Origin of the sequence: Neobacillus sp. GCM10023253, assembly GCF_042653105.1 — a bacterium.
In the GTDB taxonomy this organism is placed as follows: domain Bacteria; phylum Bacillota; class Bacilli; order Bacillales; family Cytobacillaceae; genus Neobacillus; species Neobacillus citreus.
In genome coordinates, this window is sequence record NZ_JBHSHV010000014.1 from 110352 (window position 1) to 132017 (window position 21666).

Genomic DNA, 21666 nt, shown 5'->3' on the forward strand with positions numbered 1-21666 from the left:
TCCGGATTAAGGTGTAACAGTCGCTTTTAATCATTCCCATTCTTTCCTTTCAAAAATCAAGAAGGTCAACGGCACCATCCTTTAAGAATGAAGTTCTGTGAAGTCATACAAATCATCAATTACGCTTTTGGTAACTTCTAGAAACTTATCTGTAGCCGCTTTATGAATTCTATCTTTAAATGTAACCAAACCTATTTTTATTATTAAACTAGAATCTTCTACTTCAACTATAGGTGGAAAACGAAAATTTTCTAGTTTAAGGAAGGATTTTGGGAAAAATGCAATTCCTAGACCTAATTGGACCATATTCAACATTGGCAAGGTTTCTGTACCCCAATAGATAACATTTGGAAAGAAACCATTCGCTTGACATTCCTCAATAATTATTTCTGAAATTCCATGACCGAAAGTAGTAGATTGTAATAGGAATTTCTCGTCCTTTAGATCTTCTATCCTTACATTCCCTTTCTTTCGTAATAATCTATGATTAGGAGGTAGGGCCAGCATTAATGGTTCAGAGAATAGTATTTCATTATGCAAATCATCTCTTTTAAACACATTCCTAACGATGCCAACATCTAACCGATGGTTTCTTAATTCATCTAAAATGTAGGATGTATTGCCTTCTTTTACCTTAATGACAATATTGGACGTATCATTTATTCTTTGTACCACCTTTGGAATGATCGTTAGATTGGCATTAGTTGAACAACCAACAACAACCTGTCCTTTTAAGCCTTTATCTAGTTCGACCAGCTCATTCATAATGATATCAGCGGAAGCGATAAGATTTTTTGCACGATTGTAAAGTAACCGCCCCGTATCTGTAAGAATTAACTTTTTCCCTCTTCTGTCGAATAATTGAACATCTAATTCTGACTCTAGCTTTTTAATGACAGAACTTAAAGGAGGCTGTGTCATATTTAGTGCAATTGCAGCTTGTGATAAAGAGCCTTTTTCGACAATTTCAATGAAATAACGAAGTTTTTGTATATCCACCGTTGCAAAAACCCTCCCCTTAATTTCAAAGTTAGTCAGTTTCAATAATTAATTCTACCATATACACGTTATGTATAAATAATAGATAATATATATATTTTACATTTATAAAAAACCAAGTTAATATAAAAACACAAAGTTTTGAATTGATGTATTATTCTGAAGTTTTATGAATCGATGGCGATTTTCAATTCATAGAACAGAAGAGCAGCCGACTCACCCTTGAAAAGAGGATTGTTTTGGCGAAGCATAAAAATCGCCATTCATTCTTAACTTTGAAAACGCTCACAAATCTTGATTTTTAAAATTTCGGTGAATGCCAAGTGACTATTAAAAAGGAGGACAAGGTGATGACGAGTTCGATCTCATTAACAAAAGCGGTTACGCTATTGACCATTTCGATTTTGATTATCTTCGCAGGTTTACTATTTGTTAAAGCTCCTGCAGCAATTGTACTAATCACAGCAGGAATAGCGGCTATTATTATTTCACTATTGTGGGGAATTAAATGGGAGGATATCGAAAATGATATTGTCGATACTCTTCGAAAGGTGCTTCTTCCTATTTTGATTATGTTTGGTGTCGGAATGTTAATTGGAGCCTGGATGTTAGCAGGCACGATTCCTGTCATCATTTACTATGGGCTGTTAATTTTAAAGCCATCGATATTTTTAGTTGCGGCTGCTCTAGCATGCGCCTTAATGTCTTTGATGACTGGGACTTCTTGGGGGACAATTGGTACCATTGGTGTCGCCCTTATGGGTGTCTCAATCGGCTTTGGAATTCCCCCTCATTATAGTGCTGCAGCTATTGTGGCAGGATCTTACTTTGGAGATAAACTGTCACCGCTTTCTGATGGGACGATTATGGCAGCAGCTTTAACGGAAGTGAACATTGTTGAACACATTAAACATTTGTTATATACGACCGTACCAGTTTTTATTATTTCCTTAATTCTTTATATATTCCTAGGTTTCCAGTTAGACGAACAAGTTCAAAATACTAAAAATATAGAATTAATCATGTCTACACTAGATGCGCATTTTAACTTAAATCCAATCCTTTTATTGCCTCCACTGGTCGTCCTGTTCTTAATTTTCAAGCAGAAGCCAACTTTACCCGTTTTTGGAATTGGAATTTTGCTCGGTTGTATATTGGCGATATTCTTTCAAGGTAGAAGTTTGTTGGAAATCGCTCAAACACTTAACAATGGTTTTACGGATACAACAAATGTGAAAGTCGTGAATGAAATGTTACAGCAAGGCGGTCTATCGAGCATGTATAGTACAGTGGCTGTCATATTTGCTGCAGCTTTGTTTGGTGCCCCGCTGAGGACATCGGGAGCGTTTCATGTCATCTTGGAAAAAATCATAAAAGTGGCTAAAACGGGAAAAACCATGATGGCGTCTTGTCTATCCATCCACGGCCTCTTTTATACCATAACTGGCAGTTGGTATGTATCTTTTTCGGTATTTGGGCCAATGCTTGCACCATTGTATGATAAATACGGACTTCATCGAAAAAACTTATCGAGAACACTAGAAGATTCAGGTTCGGCTTTTGGACCAGCGATTCCTTGGAGTACAACAGGGGTATTTATCGCGAGTACCTTGAAAGTTCCAACTAGTGAATTTATCCTCTATACCCCTGTCGTCTATCTAGCCGTTGTATTTGCCCTTATTTACATTTTTACAGGGTACGGCATTGCAAAGGCTGATACTAAGCATTTGCCTGAAGAAATGAAGGACAATGTGAAGAAGGCAGCAGCCTTCAACTAATGAAATGAAGAAATGATCCATTACCTTATTTACCGGTGGGAGGCTGGTAAATAAGGTAATTCTAATCATCACTTTCTCGTGATTAAAATATTGTTTTGAATGAAGTTAGGAGTGTTAAACATGGAAATGCTTCTTAAAGAAGAAAATGCTATGCTGCAAAAAATCAATAACTACTTGGATAGTCAAAAAGAAAACGCGCTAAAATCCCTTGAAGAAATTGTTAATATTGATAGTTTCTCATACGATAAAGATGGAGTTAATAGAGTTGGGGCGGTAATCCGCCAACAACTAGAAAATGCCGGAATCCCTTATGAAATCCGTGAGAATGAGGAATTTGGGAACCATATTATTGCTGTGATTAAAGGGAAAAAGCAAGGTAAAATCTTATTAATGGGGCATCAAGATACTCCTCATCCACCAGGCACAACATTACAACGTCCTTTCAAAGTTGAAGGAAATCTATTGCGTGGGCCAGGTGTATCTGATATGAAATCAGGTCTTATCTCCATGATTCATACCGCCATTGCATTACAAAGGTTTGCAAACGAAGAAATGTGTGATATTGAATTACTTTTTACACCCGAAGAAGAGCTTGGTTCCCCTATATCAAGAAATATCATTGTAGAAAGAGCCAAAGATGCCCTTGCTGTTTTTAACTTAGAAGCAGCCCGGCCGGATGGCTCAATCGTTACATCAAGGAAAGGCTCTGCACACATGAAGATTGAAATAGAGGGACGGGCATCTCATTCCGGAGCTTTCATAGAAGATGGTATTAGTGCTAACGATGAACTCGCTATAAAAATGACGAAAATTAAACAGCTTATGGATCTGGATAAAGGAACAACTGTAAACTTTGGAAAAATCGAAGGAGGAATAAGCAATAATGTAGTGTCTCCTTACGCTTTTGCTACCATTCACTCTTCTTTTTGGTCAGAAAAGGATTTTAATGAACTATATCAACAAATTAACAAAGTTGTGGAAACTCCCTATATAACAGGAACAAAAAGTAAACTAACAGGCGGAATCGGCATACTTCCAATGGAAAAGCATGAAGGTGTTTCAAAATTGTTCAAAATTGTTCAAAAAGCAGCTGAAGGCTTACATTTAAACATAACTGAACAGCAGACGAAAGGTGCTGCAGATGCAGGTTTCACTGCTTCATTGGGTGTCCCGACCATATGTGGGATGGGCCCTGTCGGCGGGAACTGGCACGCGTTAGATGAATATATGGTGCTTGATACTTTTATTCCAAGAATGAAACTATTAGCTGCTTCGATCTTACTTTTTGTTAAGGAGTCAAAATTATAAAACCTAAGGAAGAAAGCATGATGAGAAAAACGTTTAAAGATTTAATTTTGATCCTGCTAGGCGGGATCATTTTTTCGATTGGCATTAACTTCTTTACAATCCCGAATTTGCTCTCAGAGGGCGGGATTCTCGGTCTTACCGTCGTAGCGCATTATTTATTTGAATGGTCCCCAGGAGTAGTGAATTTCGTTCTTAATATGACACTAGTTCTGGTTGGTTATAAATTTCTTGAAAAAAGGACTATTATCTATACGATTATTACCATTTTTTCTAGCTCGGTTATCTTATTTTTAACAGAGAATGTGGGGAGAAGGCTGACAAATGATACACTCTTGGCAGCCATTTTTGCGGGACTATTAGTAGGCATAGGATTAGGGCTTATTTTTCGTGCAGGCGGGACGAACGGCGGGACCACGATTATAGCACGGATGTTAAACCAATTCCTAGGCTGGAGCATAGGAAAAGGAATGTTGATCATTGATGTTATCGTTGTAGGCGGGTCTGTTCTTATTATTGGGTTAGATAAATCCATGTATACACTCATTTCAGTCTACCTTGGTGCTAAGGCTATTGACTTTATTGTCGAGGATCTGGACGAAAGAGTCGCTGTGCTAATCATTTCAAATTCCTCCGATCAGATTCTAAATGAAATTACCACGGTTATGTCAAGAGGTTTAACTGTCCTAGAAGGACGGGGCGGCTACACAGGTGCCAATAAGAATGTACTGTACATTGTTATCAACAAACAAGAAACTGTCCGCTTGAAAAGTATCATAAGCGTGCTCGACAGAAACGCTTATGTAACCGTGCATAATGTCCATGAAATGATAGGGAAGGGATATAATGCGGCGTAGGTTTGGAGTGGTTTCTCGGAAATAAATAGTTAAAGGGCAGCGTTTGTCAGGGATGTTCTCTCAAAAAGTAATCCCTGACAAACGCTGCCCTAAAGTTTGAAGTAATGGTAACGGCCACCCGCAAAATGATGCAAAAGAACCGTCCCCATGCATCACGCAATAAAATACGAAACTACGGATAGGATAACAGACGTAATCAGCATTGCGATCAGCGGCCGTGCTGCTTTGGTCCGGAGGTCACGCAGGCTGACGTTTAGTCCGAGTCCGACCATGGCGGATGTTAGGATAAAGGTGGTGGCGGTTGAAATCCCGTCCATGGCTGCTTTTGAAACAGGCATGGAATGGCCAAGGATATAGCTTCCGAACAAGCTCATCAAGATAAAGCCGATGAGAAACCAAGGGAACTCAATTTTGGTATCTCCAGCACTTCCTGAACTGCGTCGTTTCATCCAATACATAAGAATAAAGCACAATGGAACGAGCAGGAGTACCCGGCCTAGTTTGGCGAGCAGGGCAATGGCCAGGCCATCTGGACCCGCGGGTGCCCCGGCTAAGGCAACATGGGCAATTTCGTGAAGGCTGATGCCGCTCCAGATGCCATAATCAATGGCCGATAACGGGAGAATTGGTCTTAAGATCGTATAGGTTATTGAAAAAATCGTCCCCACCAAGGCAATAATTCCGACCCCGATGGCTGTATCTTCGTCCTTTGCCTTGAGAATGGGCGAAACAGCGGCAATCGCGGCAGCCCCGCATACACCGGTTCCAACACCAAGCAGAAGCACGAGGGAGGATTCCGCTTTCAGCAATTTTCCAAGCCATACGGTTAACAAGATCGCAAAAGCGATCACACCGATATCACGCGCAATCAGCCCCAGCCCTTGGTGAATCACTACATCTATGTTTAACTTGAGCCCGTATAAAATAATCGCAAAACGTAAAAAGCGCTTGGCGGAAAATTGAATTCCTGCGCGTAGCACTTCCGGATAACCGAAAAATTGCCGGTAGATTACCGCAATCACAATTGCACAGGCAAGCGGTCCGACACGATCAAACCCTGGGACTTTTGCTAACGCAAAACCGAACGCTGCAATGACAATGGTAAAAGCAATTCCTCCCAGCCATAAATAAGCGGAAGGTTTTGTTTCCGGCTTTTTAAGAGGTTGTTCGTTCTGTTCGTCTTGAGGTAAAATTCTTGCACTTTGACTTCCCATTCCAATCACCTCAAATGATTTGATTTTGTAACTTAAGCATACTCGCGATTGGTGTATAAGAAAAATAATGATATATAATAGGGATGATAAGTAAATTTATATACATGGGTTACTTTTTGAAAAAGGGGGCAGAGGATGGACCAGCATTTAGAGGTGTTCATTAAAGTGGTGGAGAAGGAGAATTTTTCAAAAGCGGCGGAAGAGCTGCATATGACCCAGCCGGCGGTCAGCCAGTATATCCGAACGTTAGAACAATCGATTGGCACAAGGCTCTTGGAGAGAAGTAATAAGTATGTCCGCCTCAATCAGGCTGGTGAGATCGTTTATCACCATGCGAAAGAAATCACCGCGCTTTATACAAAAATGCAGTCCTTAGTCGATGACCTGACCAATAAGGCGAGCGGCCCGATTGCGATTGGGGCGAGCTACACGTTTGGCGAGTATATCCTGCCGCATATTATTGCCAAGATGAAGGAGCAATACCCCGACATTCATCCATCAATCAGGATTCAAAATACAAAGGAAATCATTGAACTGGTGAAAAAACATCAATTGGACATTGGCATTATTGAAGGATTTTATGAAGAAAATGTCCTTAATTCGAAAGTGGTTTCCAAAGACCGAATGGTCATTGTTGCTTCCCCTCGTCATCCTCTTTTGGGCGAAAAAGGGGAAATCAATTTGGCTGATTTGGAGGAAGAAACGTGGATTCTCAGGGAAGAGGGCTCTGGGACCAGAGAGGCTGCAGAAAATCTATTTCGGAGGTACAAGTTCACCCCGAAAAAAGTTATGGAATTCGGCAGCACCCAACTCATCAAAGAATCGGTTGAAGCGGGTCTTGGCATCAGTTTGTTATCAAGCTGGGCGATTAAGAAGGAGCTCACAAACGGTTATATCGGCACCCTTCGAGTAAAGGGACTCCCGTTTAAACGCAACTTCTCCATCCTAACCCACGCCACCTACCAAACAAAAGCATTGCAAACATTCATCGAAACACTAAAAACATACCTCGGCGACCCGAAAAAGAGCAGATTTTGAAGCATGGGGACGGTTCTTCTGCCTCACAAAGTGAGGCAAGAGAACCGTCCCCATGCTTCACTTGACAGAATCTTTAACAAATAGTAATATTTAGTACGTGATTATAGTGTTTAGGTGATTTCTTTTAATATAGAACTTTAGCATATGGTTAATAATGATTTATTGGCTTTTATGAAAAAGGAATTCTATAGAAGTAGAAATCAAAAATACTTAATGAATAACATACGATTAAGGTAGACATTTAAAAGCCCGATTGGGAAGTTAAAGGTAAACCGGCAATCTTCAAAGTTTAATGGTTGTAGTATGACCATTAAATTTAGAGTTGCCGGTTTTTTTGTTTTTAAAAAACTAGAAGATTCATATTATGAAAATCTAAGAGGGAGAGAGCGAGGATGTCCAATTATCTGGAGCTAATTTCATTACCAACTGCATTTTTTATCATTCTAGCAGTTGCCATGGTAAGCGCCATTTTCCTGCTATGGGAAAAGGTCCCCGTACATTTTGTTCGATATCATATAGGCATTATTTCGTTGCCGCCAGTCGTTGCCTTGTGTGGGCTTTTCTCTAGCAAACACGATGGAAGTGTGATGTATGGACCATGGCGGTTCGATTCTCTCTCATTACTTCTGGCCCTTTTTGTCCTGACCATTGGTGTCATCGTGCAGCGCTACTCATTACGGTACTTATTCGGTGATCGTTCTTACCGAAAGTATTTTACGCTGCTGACACTCACTACGTTTGCTGATACCCTTGTCTGGCTCAGCAATGATCTGCGGATTCTGTTGGTCTGCTGGGGAGTGACCCTTTTGGGCTTGACCCTGCTGATCAGATTAAATAAGGAGTGGCAGGTGGCCAGAAAAGCAGCTGCCTCCTCCGGCCGGATATTTTTACTTAGCTGGCTGATTCTGCTCGTGGCTGTTATCTGGATTACTCAAACGACAGGACACTGGCAGTTATCGGCTGTTCTTGAAAAAAATAACCTTGCCCAGCTTGCAGCGTGGGAGAGAACCTGCATCAGCCTCCTATTGATTGTGGCAATGATCATTCCTTCAGCGCAGTTTCCTTTCCAACGCTGGCTGCTAGACTCGGTCGTGGCTCCAACTCCGGTATCAGCTGTCATGCATGCTGGCATCGTCAATGCCGGCGGTCTGATGTTTACCCGTTTTGCACCGCTCTTTAATGGCGGTGATACAGCCCAGCTGATTCTGCTTGTTCTGTCCGGCATTTCCGTCCTGCTTGGGACTGGAATCATGCTAGTCCATGTCGACTATAAACGGCAGCTGGTCGGCTCAACCATTGCCCAAATGGGGTTCATGCTGATCCAGTGCGCATTAGGCGCCTATTTGGCAGCGATTATTCATGCTGTCTTACATGGATTATTCAAAGCGAGCCTTTTTCTGCAGGCCGGATCCGCCATCCAGCATCGGGAGACCCATTCCTTCAAGGGCCGTCCGTTTCCCGTTTTGTGGACGATCACCGGAGTAGTTTTAGGTCTTATTTTTTCGATTGGCTATTGGCTGAATTCCGGTGGAGAGGGTTATCACATCATTAGCACCCTCATTTTAGGCTGGTCCGTGATGTTTGCTTGGACCGGACTCGTTGCCTTTGGGTCAGGCCGGGTTGGCAAAGTGGCAGGGCTTGCGTTCCTTGCCGGAGCGGTCATAATGTTCAAATTCATCCATACGCTCTTGGACAGTTTGTTACATGAAACGGTTCTGTCTGGTATGCAGCCACCCACACCAACGGTCATCTTGGCCCTGATTATCTTGCTGGGCGGCAGTGCTTATGGATTATGGCTCGCGCGCCATCGGTCCTCAACGGCATTTACGGTTATTTATCTGTGGCTTGTCCATTTGGGTGAGCCTCACAAAGATTTAGTGGAAAGTCATCCAAAATACTTGTCTTATAGGAGGTCATTCAGATGACACCGACATTAGCCAGAACATTAAGTTGGGAAAAGGAACAAGAAAATCTCAGTCTTGATATTCATGATTTAGTAAAATCAGCTAGCGAAGTCATCGCACCGCTCGGCCCGATCAGCAAGTTCGCGGCACGCAGCCCCTGGGCCGGGTTAGAACGGCAATCCTTTGAACAGACAGCACGCCGGTTTAAAGATGTTTCTGATATCGAGATGTTTCCCAATGATTTTTTATTAAAATCAGCACGGGACCAAGGCGAAATTGATGGGAATTTTTTAGAAAAAGGGCTGCAGCAATGGCTTGAGCAGCACTCCTTCGGACTCCCGTGGGCGGCTGCAGAGCAGTTTTGCCGCGCGGCGCTAACAAAGGATGTGCCGTCTTCTGATTTAACGGCACATCCCGAAGTGAAACGATTGGCCAAAAAACTTAGTGGCTTTAAGTACCAACTAAAGGTAAGACAATCCGTAAAGACCCTTAGTCAGCGTTTCGAACAGATCAACGGCGAGTCGGTGTTAAGGGATCTCAACCGCCATCTGATTAAGTGGTGCAAGTTGTTTTTGGATGAGTCCCAGGCGGTCTGGTCGATGCCAAACCGCGAGGAAGGCTTCTACCAGGCATGGCGGCGAATGGCCTCCTTAGACCCAGCCTTAACGCTAGAGGAACGTAAACAGATTAAAAAATTGCCTAATGAAGCGGACGTGGCTTTAAATGAGGCCTTGTCCCATTTAGGAATTCACCCTTCAGAGACTAGAGGATATCTAGAAGCTCATTTGCTGGCCATGCCAGGCTGGGCGGGAATGATGCTTTGGCGCTCGCAGCAACATCGTAACGAAAGCTCCTTGCTAACGGACTATTTGGCAGTAAGAATTTCAATGGAACTACTATTAATGAAGAAATATCTTCCTTTGCCCACCCAAGGAACGGAAGCGGACGTGTTCCTGGAATCCTTACTTGCTGCCTGGCTTCATTGGGGGAACCTTCCAATCAAGGCATGGTCACAATTGTCTGCTGCGGAGCAAAAAGCTCGTTTGAACCTTGCTTGGCAGTTTGATCAGATGGTCCGCAACAGACTTTGGATGGAAGCATGGGAAAAAACATATGAACAGCAATTGATGGAAAAAATCGTCGGGAAACAGCAGGCGGCCGCAGAGCCTAAATCGTCTTCCTTGGCGCAGTTTGTTTTTTGCATTGACGTAAGGTCAGAGCCTTTCCGCCGCCAACTCGAACGGACAGAAGGCTTTGAAACCTTTGGGGCAGCTGGATTTTTCGGTTTGCCGATTGAAACCTGCAAACTTGATAGCCATCATAGCCATCCTTCCTTGCCGGTATTGAATAAACCGCAATTTAAGGTAAAAGAATACTTGCCTGAATCGCAATACCAACCGTTTCACGAGCGGCTGCAGGCAGTTAATTCACTGCAAGGTACCTTTAAAACCATGAAGCACAACCTGCTTGCCAGCCTATTACTGCCGGAGGTAAGCGGACCGTGGCTTAGTATGCAGACGCTGACCCGTACCTTTTTACCGAGAAGGGCTGGGCGCACGTTCAAGAAACTGCTTGGCACCTGGTTCAGGAAACCGGATGTGAAGCTGACGCTTGACCGGATGGAGGAACCTGATGAAACGGAGATTCCGGTTGGTTTTTCAGAAGAAGAGAAAATACAATATGTGGAGCAAGCTTTAAAAACAATCGGGCTTACTGATCATTTCGCACCACTCGTGGTGATTTGCGGGCACGGAAGCCACAGCACCAATAATCCATATGCGTCTTCGCTCGATTGCGGGGCCTGTGGCGGAACATCGAGCGCCTTTAATGCGAGGGTGCTGGCTGCGTTGTGCAACCTTCCGAATGTACGGCAGGCCCTCAAAGCAAGGGGGATTTTGATTCCGGAAGAGACCGTTTTTGCGGCAGCCGAGCATATTACAACACTTGATGAGTTGCATTGGGTTTATCTTCCGCACCTTTCGGGCAAGGCTGAAGATGCGTATACCCGCATCGAAGCGGTCCTGCCAAAGGTGAGTGAGGAGGCTAACGCCGAGCGAATCCGGGAATTGCCTAGTCTCAAAGACAGCTTGAAAAATCCGAAAGCGGAAGCGGAGCGGTTGGCGGAGGACTGGAGTGAAATCCGTCCGGAATGGGGGCTCGCCGGCAATGCGGCGTTTGTGATCGGAGAACGAACCCTGACCAAGGCGTGCAATCTCGAGGGAAGAGTGTTTCTTCATAATTATAACTGGAAAAAGGATAAAAATGGTTCGCTGCTGAGCGGCATCATTGCTGGACCGGGAACGGTTTGTCAAATGATTAACCTGCAATATTACGCATCGGCTGTTGCGCCTCATTATTATGGCAGTGGAAATAAAGCGACCCAGACCGTGACGTCCGGAATTGGCGTGATGCAGGGGAACGCCAGCGATTTATTATCCGGACTTCCATGGCAGTCCGTTATGCAATCGGACGATACAGTCTATCATGCGCCGTTAAGGCTGCTGGTGGTCATCCAGGCGCCAAAGGAATATGTGGAACGATTGTTGAATCAAGACCGGGTATTTTTTCAAAAAGTCCAAAACGGCTGGCTTCGGCTTGCGTCGATTGATCCGGAAGGGAACTGGAAAAGCTGGTCTTAGCGAGGCCTCGGGGTGAAAAATATTTTTTAATCGTACAAAAGGGGTAGAAATCGATATGGAGAAGTCAAAAGGCACTCTGGAAGCTGAAATAAGCAAAACATTAACTCAATGGGAGAAAAGTTATCTAGGTCGCGGTTCCATTAATGTGAAGACGGATATTTTACGGGATATGGTAATTGTGACATTGTGTAGAATATTAACCCCTGCAGAATATGCCTTATGCAAGGATAAAGAGGGATTGTTATCAGTAAAAAAGACGCGAAACAGCTTGGTGGAATCAGGGCAGGCAGAGTTAAAGGACATTATTTTTTCGCTAACAGGCCAGGAAGTCATCAGTTTTTATACCGATCTCAGCACCAAGACCGGTGAAAGGGTCATGGTCTTTAAACTTTCGGGGGATTTGGAAAAAACACTAGCGTAACACTGGGGCCATCCGATTGGAACTAAATTCTATTCAAAAAACGGGGTGAACGTAATGAATATGAACGAGAAGAAAAAAGTGCTGTTTGTGGTTGGTATGGAGCAGAGTCCGGAAAGTATCATGGAAAAGATGAGCAGTCTTGAGCCGAATAATATCTTAGTCTTGCAATCTTATGGACCATCCATTGCACCCTTCAGTGATCTCATGCGGGACATCATCCTTGCTGTCTATCGGGAAAATGTTGAAGAAATTTTTGTTGCCGTTCCAACAGCTAATCGAAAGAATGCTAGAGAAACACTTAAGAAAATATATAACAATAAAGAATTACAAGACAAAATTCAAACTCTGGATTATCTCTTTAAAAATTGCAAGCCAGAACACCCAAAAGGCAGCATAAAAGAATGGCTCGAGGGCAACGAAACCTCAGCCAACAGTACCCAAAACAGTGCTGACGTCATTCGAAACCATCCATTAATGCCTTCAAACATAAAAGTTACAAAAGTGATGCATAGGGACGGTTCTCTTGCCTCAATTTATTAGTTAAATAATGGGACATGGGACGGTTCTTTAAAGAAACAAACGAAAGTTTTGCTTGTAAAAAGGCACAGCCAGCGAATTTAAGCTAGCTGTGCCCTTTTTTTGGATATAAGGACTTTCATGTATAATCAAAAGTAAGTAGAAAGATATATGAATATAGTATAATCATTCTAAGAGATTGCCCAAATTAATAGCATGCAAAAGCAACATACGAAGCCCATCGATCAGGTTAAATTAGGAGAATTTCTGTTATTTACCTTCTCGAATTAGTATTCAGAAAATTCCGGATTATATATAATATATTTACAGATAATTTTTATTATTATAAAATCTTTTATCAAGGGGAGCGAACATGAAGAAATATATGGTAAGTCCAAAATCGTTAAAAGCACAATCCTATCACGTCATTAAAGAAGCCATTATTAAGGGGGTATTATCTGATCATGAAGCGTTAACTGAAATTAAAGCCATGGAGCTATTTGGTATTAGCAGAACCCCGTTTAGGGAAGCCATTCAAAGATTAGAAGCAGAAGAGTGGGTGATTTCCATTCCCTATAAGGGAACGTATGTAAGCCCCTTAACCATGAAAGATGTAGAAGAAATTTTACAAATTCGATTGATCATTGAAACGGCGATGGCAAAAAGTGCAGCAGAAAATATGACAAATGACAAAATAGAAGCACTTCAAACTATTATGAGCAAAATGGAATTAGTTTCATCTGCTCAATCAGACTATGAGTTTACATTGATTGATCAAGAATTTCATAAAACTATTAATCAATTTGGCGGCAATAAAAGACTCAATTCAATGAGTGATCAAGTCTACGATGTCATGCGAAGAATTGCGATGACAGTCTTAAAAAGTCCAATTAGAAGAAAAGAAGTAATCGATGAACATTGGAAGATACTTGAAGGCTTAAAAACGAATGATGTGGATAAAACCTTGGTTCACCATTATGATCGTGTGAAATTTGAAGCACAAAAGTATTTTTCCGCTAAATAAAATTGTTACGGAAAGTGTAGGTGTCCAAATGAAGAAAAACTTTCGTTATCAAATTATGTTCATGATGGTGCTGATGGTTATCATCAACTACATCGATAGGGGGGCCATTTCGTACGCACAAAAAGACATCATTGGCGAGTATGGATTTGACCCGATATCGTGGGGAGCCGTCCTTGGTTATTTTGGGTTTGGTTATTTATTTGGTTCACTCTTTGGCGGAATGCTTGCGGATAAGAAGGGGCCGAGATTTGTTTGGATTATTATTGGGATAGGCTGGTCCGTTTTTGTCATGGCCACTGCGTTTGCTGGGGATCTCGGTTTAGCTTTATTTGGCGGTTCGGCGTTAACTGGATTTGCCGTGATCCGTATCCTATTTGGTTTTGCTGAAGGACCGACTTTTTCAACGATTAATAAAACAAATGCAAACTGGGCTACACCTAAGGAACGCGGGTTTGCTGTATCAATGGGTCTTTTAGGAACACCGCTTGGAGCATTGCTGACCGCTCCAGCAGCTGTTGCCCTTTTATCGATAACAAATTGGAAAGTCATGTTTATCTTCCTTGGCTGTTTGGGAATCATCTGGGTTTTCTTTTGGACAAAAATGTTTACAGATCTACCTGAGCAAAATCCGAAAGTTTCGAAGGAAGAGCTTGAACAAATTCGTTCGGTTAAGGATTTATTGCCGAATGAAAAGGTTGTCAGTGAACATGATGATTCAGTTAAATGGTACCATTTCTTTAAAAATCCAACCCTGATTTTTAACGCCTTAGGCTATTTTGCTTTCCAATATATTACCTTCCTATTACTTACTTGGACACCAAAATATTTACAGGATCAATTTGGCTTTCAATTATCCTCGCTCTGGTATTTAGGAATGATTCCATGGATTGGAGCTTGTTTTACCGTTATACTTGGCGGGAAAATCTCAGATTATTTACGAATGAAAACAGGAAATTTGCGTATCGCAAGATCAGGACTGGCTGTTGTTTCATTATTATTAACGGCAACATGCTTCATCTTAATCCCTACTCAAGACACGATTGTCGGAGTAATGGTTTTAATGTGTATTGGAAACGCCTTCAATTCACTTCCAAATTCTGTTTATTGGTCCGTCATCATTGATACAGAACCAAGCCGTGCCGGTACATTTGGCGGGATTACACATTTTATTACGAATACTGCCACGATTATCGCACCAATATTAACTGGATTCTTAGTCGTTAGCTATGGGTACTCTTCCATGTTTGTCGCGGCAGCGATTGCAGCTGGACTTGGAGTCGTGGCTATGCTCTTTGTTAAACCAGGCCAGCGCCAAGCAAAAAATACCTCCAAAAGAGTGACTGCATAATGGATATCTTATCAACATCGATTTTACTTAAAAATAAAGAAGTATCACCTGTGGACCTCGTTAAAAATACGTTAGAAAAAATCGCAAAAGAAAACCCAAAAACCAATGCCTTTATTACCGTTTCGGAAGAGGAGTCTTTACAAGCTGCCAAAAAATTAGAAGACGAAATAATGGCAGGGGAAATAAGAAGCCCGCTCCACGGCATCCCAATCGCGGTCAAAGATTTAATTTTTACAAAAGGGATTCGCACAACGATGGGCTCGAAAGTGTATGAGGACTTTGTCCCGGATGCTGATGCAACAGTCGTCCAAAAATTAAAGGATGCGGGAGCCATTATTATTGGAAAAACGAATACCCATGAATTTGCCTATGGCCCGATTGGCGACCGTTCCTATTTTGGTCCATGCCGCAATCCGCATAATTTGGATAAAATTACAGGCGGTTCTAGCAGCGGATCGGGTGCAGCTGTAGCCTCTGGGATGGTTCTCGGTGCATTAGGCACGGATACAGGCGGTTCCATCCGGATTCCAGCAGCAGCTTGCGGCATCGTTGGAATGAAACCAACCTTTGGATTAGTAAGCAAAAAAGGAGCTTTTCCTTTAGCCTATACCCTTGATCATATCGGTCCTATGACAACGAATGTGAGGGATAACGCAATCATGCTGAACGTATTGGCTGGCTATGATGCAGTTGACCCATATTCGTTACATACGGAAAGCAGGGACTATTCCAGTCTAATCGGTCATGACGTAAAAGGAAAAGTGATTGGCATCCCATCAAATTATTTTGGATGGATGGATGAAGAAGTCCATGCCGCTGTCGTGAATTGTATTCATGTTTATGAGCAGGCAGGAGCAGTCATCAAGAAAGTGGAAATTCCTAATCTGTCCAAAGTGGCAAAAGCTCAGCTTGTGACTATTCAATCGGAAGCAGCGGCGGTCCATGTTGATACATTAAAGCACCACAAAGAGGATATAGACGATGAAGTTTTTGAAAGATTAGTAGCAAGTCAAGCCGTCAAAGGCTATGAATATGTACAATCTCAAATCGAAAGAATGCAAATCGTTGCGGAGTTTAATCAGGTCTTTGATCAAGTCGATATCTTATTGACACCAACACTGCCGATTCTTCCGACGAATATTGGTCAGCGAGAAGTACAAATACAAGGCCAAACAGAGGCGGTCCGCTACGCTTTGTTAAGGTTGACGTCGCCAACAAACTATACAGGCAATCCATCGTTATCAATTCCTTGTGGAATGTCATCTAGTAAACTGCCAATCGGTGTCCAATTAATCGGAAAACATGGTCATGATGCTGAATTATATCAATTGGGGTATGCTTTGGAGCAAATATTGAATAAGGGTCATTTTTCAATGACGGTTTCTTAAAAGAAAATTTTTTAGAGGAGAAGATGCTTTTCTCCTCTATTCATTTTGTTATCAAGACACGAGAAATTGCTGTCATATTTAATGAAGAGAGGTACTAGATGTGAAAAAAATTGTTCTTTTAACAACAGGCGGCACAATTGCCAGCAAAACGAATCCTGAAACAGGTTTACTTTCTGCAGGTGTTTTAACGGGTGAAGAGCTTGCAGCCATGTGCGAACTTCCTAGTGACATCAACGTAATGGTGGAATCTATTTTTCAAATACCTAGTAATCAGATGAATCCTGAACGATTATCTCAGTTGAGAGATAGAATTGAAGCTCTTTTACCTGACCCGCAGGTGGATGGTGTGGTCGTCACTCATGGCACCGACACATTAGAGGAAACGGCCTATTACTTAGACTTGACAATCGCAAATGACAAACCGATTGTGGTTACAGGCTCCCAGAAAGGGCCGTTTGATCTCGGGACCGATGCGATGAACAATATTCGCCAGTCTATATTGGCGGCTGCCAGTGAAAAGCTAAACAGCTTTGGTACGGTCGTCCAATTTAACGAACGGCTTTTTTCAGCTAGATATGTAAAGAAAGTCCATGCTTCCAATGTGGCCGGATTTACTTCTGAAGGGTACGGGTATTTGGGCACGGTTGATCAAGACATCGTGACCATTTACCAAAAACCTGTATGGCGTGAGCAGTATTCTCTAAAAAATGCTTTTCCGCTCGTGGATATTATTCCATTTTATTTAGGGGCTGATGATCGTTTCATCCGAATGTCCATTTCAACGGGAGCAAAAGGAATGATTCTGGAGGGATCAGGAAGAGGCCATATCACGCCAGAAATGGCCGCAGCGGTTGAGGAAGCTGTCCATCAAGGGATCATTGTCGTATTAACAACCAAAACGGGAGAAGGCGAAGTGCGGCATGTATATGACTTCCCGGGCAGTGTTTTTGATTTAACCAATAAGGGTGTCTTAATTGGAAAAGACTATGACAGCAAAAAGGCTAGAATAAAATTAGCTGTTATGTTGGTAGCCGGTGCTGCCAAACAAGAGATCGAAAGAGCATTTCTACAATAGTGGAGGTGAGGCATGGGGACGGTTCTCATGCCTCACTTTTATTTGATATTAATAGGATGATGCATAAGAACCGTCCCCATGCATCAAGACATATTCCCGCCATTTCCTTCATACATATATAAGTGGTTCAAAAATCCGTATAGAAGGGATTTGTCCATTTGAAACGGGAATGGAATATTTGGGTGCGCTATAAAAAGTCGACCTATCGGATTAATTTGCGGGATGGTCTCTATATTTGGGGGCAAATGTTATGGTTGTTGAGCAGGCGAATTTTGCGGGGCTTAAAAAGGGTGCTGCTTAGGTCAAGGAACCTGATTATTGTCTTCGTATGTGCCGTGATCTTTAGCCTTGTCATCATTCCAATTGGTCTTATGATGGAAAAATATCAAACATGGTACGATGCCCTTTGGGATTTGCGAACGTTTTTCTTTACCTCGATTTTTATCGTCTTTGTGACGACGAATGTGAATGAGGAAAAAAGACGGAGAGAAGGGCTGCGGAAGCAATTTGAGATTTATAGTGGCTATAGTTTTTATGCAGAATGGTATCTCAACCGTCTTGTTCAGCTTGTGGGAATTCCTCATTCTGAAAAGATTTTTTTGACTGACAGTGACCGGGAGAATTTTCAGAAGGCAGTATCAGAAATTCACCAGGCGGCGGAGTTTGCTTTTGATGGTTTAGATAACAAAAGATATAAAAATCTCTATGTATATTTGATTTCTCTCCATAAAAAACAACTTTCTCACTTGAGAGATGTTTTTTATTTTATTAATTCAGCTGATTCGGATTCACTCGAAACGCATAGGGACCAGGCACGACGGTGGATTTTAAGCGGCATAGATATGATTGAAGAGGAAATTCTGCTAATCGAAAATCTCCATGACAACTACACCCCTCAGGACCTCATCCACTTTGTGCAAAACTCACTAACTTACAATCTCTATATCATCGCCGAACTAAGAAGACCCTGGAGATGGGACCACCAACGAAACATGGAAATCCGAAAAAGACTCACCACAAACGGTCAACACATCAAAGGAATGTTCGACTACAATCAATATTGGATGTGACGTGGGATGGTTCTCATGCCTCACCCCATGAAAAAAATGAAGCATGAGAACCGTCCCCATGCCTCATTCCCGTGCCTCACCCCATGAAAAAAATGAAGCACGAGAACCGTCCCCGTGCCTCACCCGTGCATCATTTCATGAGATCATTGACTTTGTTTTCTACTTGTTGAACGACTTTTTTCTCGAGTTTGGATTGTGGTGTTGGATAGAACCATTGGATTTTTCCGTTTCGGAAAATCCCTTGGTAGGTATGTCCTTTCATTTTTAATGAAAATTGATGGCGTTGGTGGTATTGGTTTTCAAACATTGGTTTAACTTCAAAATTTTGAAACATATGGAACCCTCCTAGAATTTTTTCTTCAATTGCTGGATGATTTAATCACTAAATTCCGTGCTTAAAACTTTTCCGCTGATTGCATCTACTTTAACCTCTGCTTCCTGATGATCAGCTGTCTTTATTTCCACTTCGTAAACGAGCGACTTGTCCTCATCATCCAATTCTGCTTTCGTAATGGAACCTTTTATTATGTCCAAGGCTGTTTTCTTGGCGTTTTCTAATGAAATAGTCGGTGTAACACCCTGCAGAGGAGCCTCATTCTTATGTTCAGCCTTATCCTCATCCCCAGCCTTATCTTGCAATTCCTGTTCCAATTTCAAGACCTTGCCGGTTTCTGCATTTACTTCCACTTCAAATTCTTCATTTTGCTTTATAATCGTAATTTCATATTTTGTCATGCCGTTATCCTGATCCAGCTCGCACTTTGTTACGAGCCCGCCTTTTGATGCGCCTAAGGCGATTTCTTTTGCTTTTATTTCACTAATTGTCTTTACTGTTTCATTTGTTTGTGCTGCCGTTTGCTGATGATTTGTCAACGCATAAGCACTTGCGCCTAAACCGCCTGTGAGTAAACTGCCTGTTAATAGAATGGAAAAGAAGTTCATTCTTGATAACCTCCTTGTTTGTTAGTAACTACATCATAACCAATCAATTTTAAAGAAATTGAAGGAGAAGTTTAAAATTCTCTTAGAAAAATCGAAGAATACCTCATGACAGCATTAAACCCCTCCATTTTTTGAAAAAAAAACGTGCAGCATTACGCCGCACGTTTAGTCTTCATCCTCTGTTTCAAAAGTAATTGATTCAATTTTTCCTGAATAGGCATTAATGATCACTTCTGCCTTCTTAGATTTCGATTGTTTGATTTCAATCTCGTATACCAGTTCACCATCTTCTTCATCTAATTTCGCCGAAGTGATTGTGCCGCTTACTTTTTCTAATGCTAATGCTTTTGCTTTTTCGATGGCGATGGGGGTTTCTGGAGCAACCCCATTATTGCTAGGTGGCGGTTCCTTCGTTTCTGGCTGCCTGCGATCCGTTGTGTCAGGTGCGCCTTGTTTAGTCATAGAGAGCACTTCCCCCGTTCGGCCATTTACAATGATGTCATATTTAATCTGATCTTTAACAAGAGTCAATTTATAGTTTTCTTGAATCATGCTTATGTTCTGAATCATTCCGCCGTATTTGTTCAAAATCATTTGGCTGACCTTGTCTTCCGAAAGGGAGGGATGGGAACGATTGAACGCCATTGTTGCACCATACCAGCCCAGAGCGCCTATGATAAGGATTAGCAAAATGCCTGCCGCTATTTTTTTCATCCATTCACCTCTTCTGTTGTTGAGACAGTGTATCATAGGTTGTTTAATCCTCTATTAAAGATACCTTAGAATCGTTGGAGAAGTGGCGCGGGAATTTTAACGTAACCGTTGTTCCTTTTCCTTCCTCACTGTCAATGTGAATTTCGCCGTTATGGGCAGCAACAATTTTCTTGGCGATGGGCAAACCTAACCCTGAACCGCCAGTATCACGGCTTCTGGCTTTATCTACTCGGAAAAATCGCTCGTATACACGTGCTAATTCATCTTTTGGAATGCCGATTCCATAATCGGTAATCGCAAGAAGCAAAGAATGGCTGCTTCGAGAAATCGAGATGTCTATCGGTTTTTCGCTGTATTTGATAGCATTGTCGACTAAAATATAGAGCAACTGTTTTATTTTCTTTCCATCAGCCATCATTAATGGATGGTCTGTGTTGAGATGAATTGAAATCTTGCGTTCAAACGCCTGCTGAAGATACTTCGCGGTTTCGCGGCAAATGTCTGCCACATCTATTTTCTCAATTTTTAGTTCCCACTGCGTATCACCCTTTGCTAGTAAAAGCATCTGCCCCGTAAGCTGTTTCATCCGGATTGACTCGGAATGAATGGCATCGATTGCCTCTTCCAAAATATCAGGCCGTTCCATTCCCCAGCGTTTTAACATACTAGCGTAGCTTTCAATCACGGTAAGGGGAGTTTTTAATTCATGAGATGCATCTGAAACGAATTGTTCCTGCTTCTTATAACTTCTCTCTAATAACTCCATCATGTTGTTAAACGTGTTGGCCATTTGGTCGAGCTCATCTTTTGAGGGGCGGTCTCTGCTAATTTTTTTAAACGTTCTTGATTCCTGTATCTCTTCCATTGTCTGAATAAGTGCTTTGATGGGACCAAGGATAATTTGGCTTAGTATGCGGCCGCCAATAATCGTTGGAATTAAAATGACGAGAGACGCGACTACTAAAATTACCTGTAGGATGCTTAGTGAATGTTCGACATCTGTTAAGGGTTCTATTACTTCTAGTGAAACGATATCGCCATGGGTCCAAATCATCGGTGTTTTTCCTACCGCATATAAATGTTGATCCACCCTTTCAACGGCCATATGTTCACCTGCTTTATAGGAATACGGAAGGTCTTGCAGCTTGAAGTTATTTTTCATCACTACCAGAATGGGTTTGCCCTTTGGAGGTAGAATCCGGATCATTCCATTTGGCGGCAAATAAGCGCGTAATAAATTTGCAAAATTAACGGAAGAAGGGTTTGCTTGTTTTACTCCTTCTATTATATTGCTGCTCTCTGTTTGAATTCGTTCAATTGCGTGATCCGTCATTGTTTTTTTAAAAATAAAAAAAATGGAACTATTAGCTAATACCAGAAGAATTAATAGCCAGATGGTAGATGTAAAGATGATTTTCGTTTGAATCTTCATAC

Annotated in this window: 19 protein-coding genes; 13 read left to right on the forward strand and 6 right to left on the reverse strand. The window is 42.0% G+C overall.

All coding sequences use genetic code 11. The features are described 5' to 3' along the window. Positions 1 to 81: 81 nt before the first annotated feature. Positions 82 to 999 carry a LysR family transcriptional regulator gene (locus ACFPA1_RS18415; RefSeq protein WP_378584586.1) on the reverse strand — a complete coding sequence of 306 codons (918 nt, stop codon included), beginning with the start codon at positions 997 to 999 and terminating at the stop codon, positions 82 to 84. 350 nt (positions 1000 to 1349) lie between these two features. Between ACFPA1_RS18415 and nhaC the strand changes: the two genes are divergently transcribed. The 3 genes from nhaC to ACFPA1_RS18430 all read left to right on the forward strand — a co-directional run bounded on the left by nhaC (position 1350) and on the right by ACFPA1_RS18430 (position 4939). Beyond that, on the forward strand, positions 1350 to 2777 hold the full coding sequence (gene nhaC, locus ACFPA1_RS18420; protein ID WP_378584588.1) for a Na+/H+ antiporter NhaC: 1428 nt from the start codon (positions 1350 to 1352) through the stop codon (positions 2775 to 2777). Positions 2778 to 2897: 120 nt separating this feature from the next. After that, complete coding sequence (locus tag ACFPA1_RS18425; protein WP_378584589.1) at positions 2898 to 4085, forward strand: M20 family metallopeptidase; 1188 nt, start codon at positions 2898 to 2900, stop codon at positions 4083 to 4085. A 17-nt stretch (positions 4086 to 4102) separates the two neighbouring features. After that, a complete protein-coding gene (locus tag ACFPA1_RS18430; RefSeq protein WP_378584590.1) occupies positions 4103 to 4939 on the forward strand; it encodes a YitT family protein in 837 nt (278 codons plus the stop codon). 152 nt (positions 4940 to 5091) lie between these two features. On the opposite strand, the gene ACFPA1_RS18435 is transcribed toward ACFPA1_RS18430, so the two are convergent. Further along, positions 5092 to 6153: a YeiH family protein gene (locus ACFPA1_RS18435; RefSeq protein WP_378584592.1), complete on the reverse strand. Its 1062-nt coding sequence runs from the start codon at positions 6151 to 6153 to the stop codon at positions 5092 to 5094. 135 nt (positions 6154 to 6288) lie between these two features. Between ACFPA1_RS18435 and ACFPA1_RS18440 the strand changes: the two genes are divergently transcribed. The 10 genes from ACFPA1_RS18440 (at position 6289) to ACFPA1_RS18485 (ending at position 18576) form a co-directional block, all read left to right on the forward strand. Further along, complete coding sequence (locus ACFPA1_RS18440; protein ID WP_378584594.1) at positions 6289 to 7191, forward strand: LysR family transcriptional regulator; 903 nt, start codon at positions 6289 to 6291, stop codon at positions 7189 to 7191. A 392-nt stretch (positions 7192 to 7583) separates the two neighbouring features. Next, positions 7584 to 9116: an NADH dehydrogenase subunit 5 gene (locus ACFPA1_RS18445; protein WP_378584595.1), complete on the forward strand. Its 1533-nt coding sequence runs from the start codon at positions 7584 to 7586 to the stop codon at positions 9114 to 9116. Next, positions 9113 to 11734: a DUF2309 domain-containing protein gene (locus tag ACFPA1_RS18450; protein ID WP_378584597.1), complete on the forward strand. Its 2622-nt coding sequence runs from the start codon at positions 9113 to 9115 to the stop codon at positions 11732 to 11734. The genes ACFPA1_RS18445 and ACFPA1_RS18450 overlap by 4 nt, the downstream gene beginning before the upstream one ends. A gap of 55 nt (positions 11735 to 11789) precedes the next feature. Further along, on the forward strand, positions 11790 to 12155 hold the full coding sequence (locus ACFPA1_RS18455; RefSeq protein WP_378584598.1) for a DUF2294 domain-containing protein: 366 nt from the start codon (positions 11790 to 11792) through the stop codon (positions 12153 to 12155). 54 nt (positions 12156 to 12209) lie between these two features. Then, a complete protein-coding gene (locus ACFPA1_RS18460; RefSeq protein ID WP_378584599.1) occupies positions 12210 to 12695 on the forward strand; it encodes a carbonic anhydrase in 486 nt (161 codons plus the stop codon). Between the two features lie 349 nt (positions 12696 to 13044). Then, positions 13045 to 13695, forward strand: coding sequence for a GntR family transcriptional regulator (locus ACFPA1_RS18465; protein ID WP_378584601.1), 651 nt, complete (start codon positions 13045 to 13047; stop codon positions 13693 to 13695). Between the two features lie 28 nt (positions 13696 to 13723). Next, positions 13724 to 15043, forward strand: a complete 1320-nt coding sequence (locus ACFPA1_RS18470; RefSeq protein ID WP_378584602.1) for an MFS transporter — start codon at positions 13724 to 13726, stop codon at positions 15041 to 15043. Continuing rightward, positions 15043 to 16431, forward strand: coding sequence for an amidase (locus tag ACFPA1_RS18475; RefSeq protein ID WP_378584604.1), 1389 nt, complete (start codon positions 15043 to 15045; stop codon positions 16429 to 16431). Before ACFPA1_RS18470 ends, ACFPA1_RS18475 begins: the two co-directional genes overlap by 1 nt. A gap of 100 nt (positions 16432 to 16531) precedes the next feature. Beyond that, positions 16532 to 17506 carry an asparaginase gene (locus ACFPA1_RS18480; RefSeq protein WP_378584606.1) on the forward strand — a complete coding sequence of 325 codons (975 nt, stop codon included), beginning with the start codon at positions 16532 to 16534 and terminating at the stop codon, positions 17504 to 17506. A 158-nt stretch (positions 17507 to 17664) separates the two neighbouring features. After that, the gene (locus ACFPA1_RS18485; protein ID WP_378584608.1) at positions 17665 to 18576 is read left to right on the forward strand and encodes a hypothetical protein; all 912 of its coding nucleotides are present in this window, start codon (positions 17665 to 17667) and stop codon (positions 18574 to 18576) included. A gap of 130 nt (positions 18577 to 18706) precedes the next feature. Here ACFPA1_RS18485 and ACFPA1_RS18490 read toward each other — a convergent pair whose 3' ends face one another. From ACFPA1_RS18490 to ACFPA1_RS18505, 4 genes are all read right to left on the reverse strand, one after another. Next, positions 18707 to 18910 carry a DUF5342 family protein gene (locus ACFPA1_RS18490; protein WP_378584609.1) on the reverse strand — a complete coding sequence of 68 codons (204 nt, stop codon included), beginning with the start codon at positions 18908 to 18910 and terminating at the stop codon, positions 18707 to 18709. A gap of 41 nt (positions 18911 to 18951) precedes the next feature. Then, the gene (locus ACFPA1_RS18495; protein ID WP_378584610.1) at positions 18952 to 19518 is read right to left on the reverse strand and encodes a PepSY domain-containing protein; all 567 of its coding nucleotides are present in this window, start codon (positions 19516 to 19518) and stop codon (positions 18952 to 18954) included. A gap of 165 nt (positions 19519 to 19683) precedes the next feature. Then, the gene (locus ACFPA1_RS18500) at positions 19684 to 20232 is read right to left on the reverse strand and encodes a PepSY domain-containing protein (protein WP_378584612.1); all 549 of its coding nucleotides are present in this window, start codon (positions 20230 to 20232) and stop codon (positions 19684 to 19686) included. 43 nt (positions 20233 to 20275) lie between these two features. After that, entirely contained in the window at positions 20276 to 21664 is a 1389-nt protein-coding gene (locus ACFPA1_RS18505) for a HAMP domain-containing sensor histidine kinase (protein WP_378584613.1), read from the reverse strand. Positions 21665 to 21666: the final 2 nt, after the last annotated feature.

Bases quoted from the DNA above. Each gene is read 5' to 3' on its own strand.
- ACFPA1_RS18490 (WP_378584609.1), bottom strand. From the start codon at position 18,910: ATGTTTCAAAATTTTGAAGTTAAACCAATGTTTGAAAACCAATACCAC.
- ACFPA1_RS18500 (WP_378584612.1), bottom strand. From the start codon at position 20,232: ATGAAAAAAATAGCGGCAGGCATTTTGCTAATCCTTATCATAGGCGCT.
- ACFPA1_RS18430 (WP_378584590.1), top strand. From the start codon at position 4,103: ATGATGAGAAAAACGTTTAAAGATTTAATTTTGATCCTGCTAGGCGGG.
- ACFPA1_RS18455 (WP_378584598.1), top strand. From the start codon at position 11,790: ATGGAGAAGTCAAAAGGCACTCTGGAAGCTGAAATAAGCAAAACATTA.
- ACFPA1_RS18435 (WP_378584592.1), bottom strand. From the start codon at position 6,153: ATGGGAAGTCAAAGTGCAAGAATTTTACCTCAAGACGAACAGAACGAA.
- nhaC (WP_378584588.1), top strand. From the start codon at position 1,350: ATGACGAGTTCGATCTCATTAACAAAAGCGGTTACGCTATTGACCATT.
- ACFPA1_RS18495 (WP_378584610.1), bottom strand. From the start codon at position 19,518: ATGAACTTCTTTTCCATTCTATTAACAGGCAGTTTACTCACAGGCGGT.
- ACFPA1_RS18460 (WP_378584599.1), top strand. From the start codon at position 12,210: ATGAATATGAACGAGAAGAAAAAAGTGCTGTTTGTGGTTGGTATGGAG.
- ACFPA1_RS18450 (WP_378584597.1), top strand. From the start codon at position 9,113: ATGACACCGACATTAGCCAGAACATTAAGTTGGGAAAAGGAACAAGAA.
- ACFPA1_RS18465 (WP_378584601.1), top strand. From the start codon at position 13,045: ATGAAGAAATATATGGTAAGTCCAAAATCGTTAAAAGCACAATCCTAT.
- ACFPA1_RS18425 (WP_378584589.1), top strand. From the start codon at position 2,898: ATGGAAATGCTTCTTAAAGAAGAAAATGCTATGCTGCAAAAAATCAAT.
- ACFPA1_RS18445 (WP_378584595.1), top strand. From the start codon at position 7,584: ATGTCCAATTATCTGGAGCTAATTTCATTACCAACTGCATTTTTTATC.
- ACFPA1_RS18440 (WP_378584594.1), top strand. From the start codon at position 6,289: ATGGACCAGCATTTAGAGGTGTTCATTAAAGTGGTGGAGAAGGAGAAT.
- ACFPA1_RS18470 (WP_378584602.1), top strand. From the start codon at position 13,724: ATGAAGAAAAACTTTCGTTATCAAATTATGTTCATGATGGTGCTGATG.
- ACFPA1_RS18505 (WP_378584613.1), bottom strand. From the start codon at position 21,664: ATGAAGATTCAAACGAAAATCATCTTTACATCTACCATCTGGCTATTA.
- ACFPA1_RS18475 (WP_378584604.1), top strand. From the start codon at position 15,043: ATGGATATCTTATCAACATCGATTTTACTTAAAAATAAAGAAGTATCA.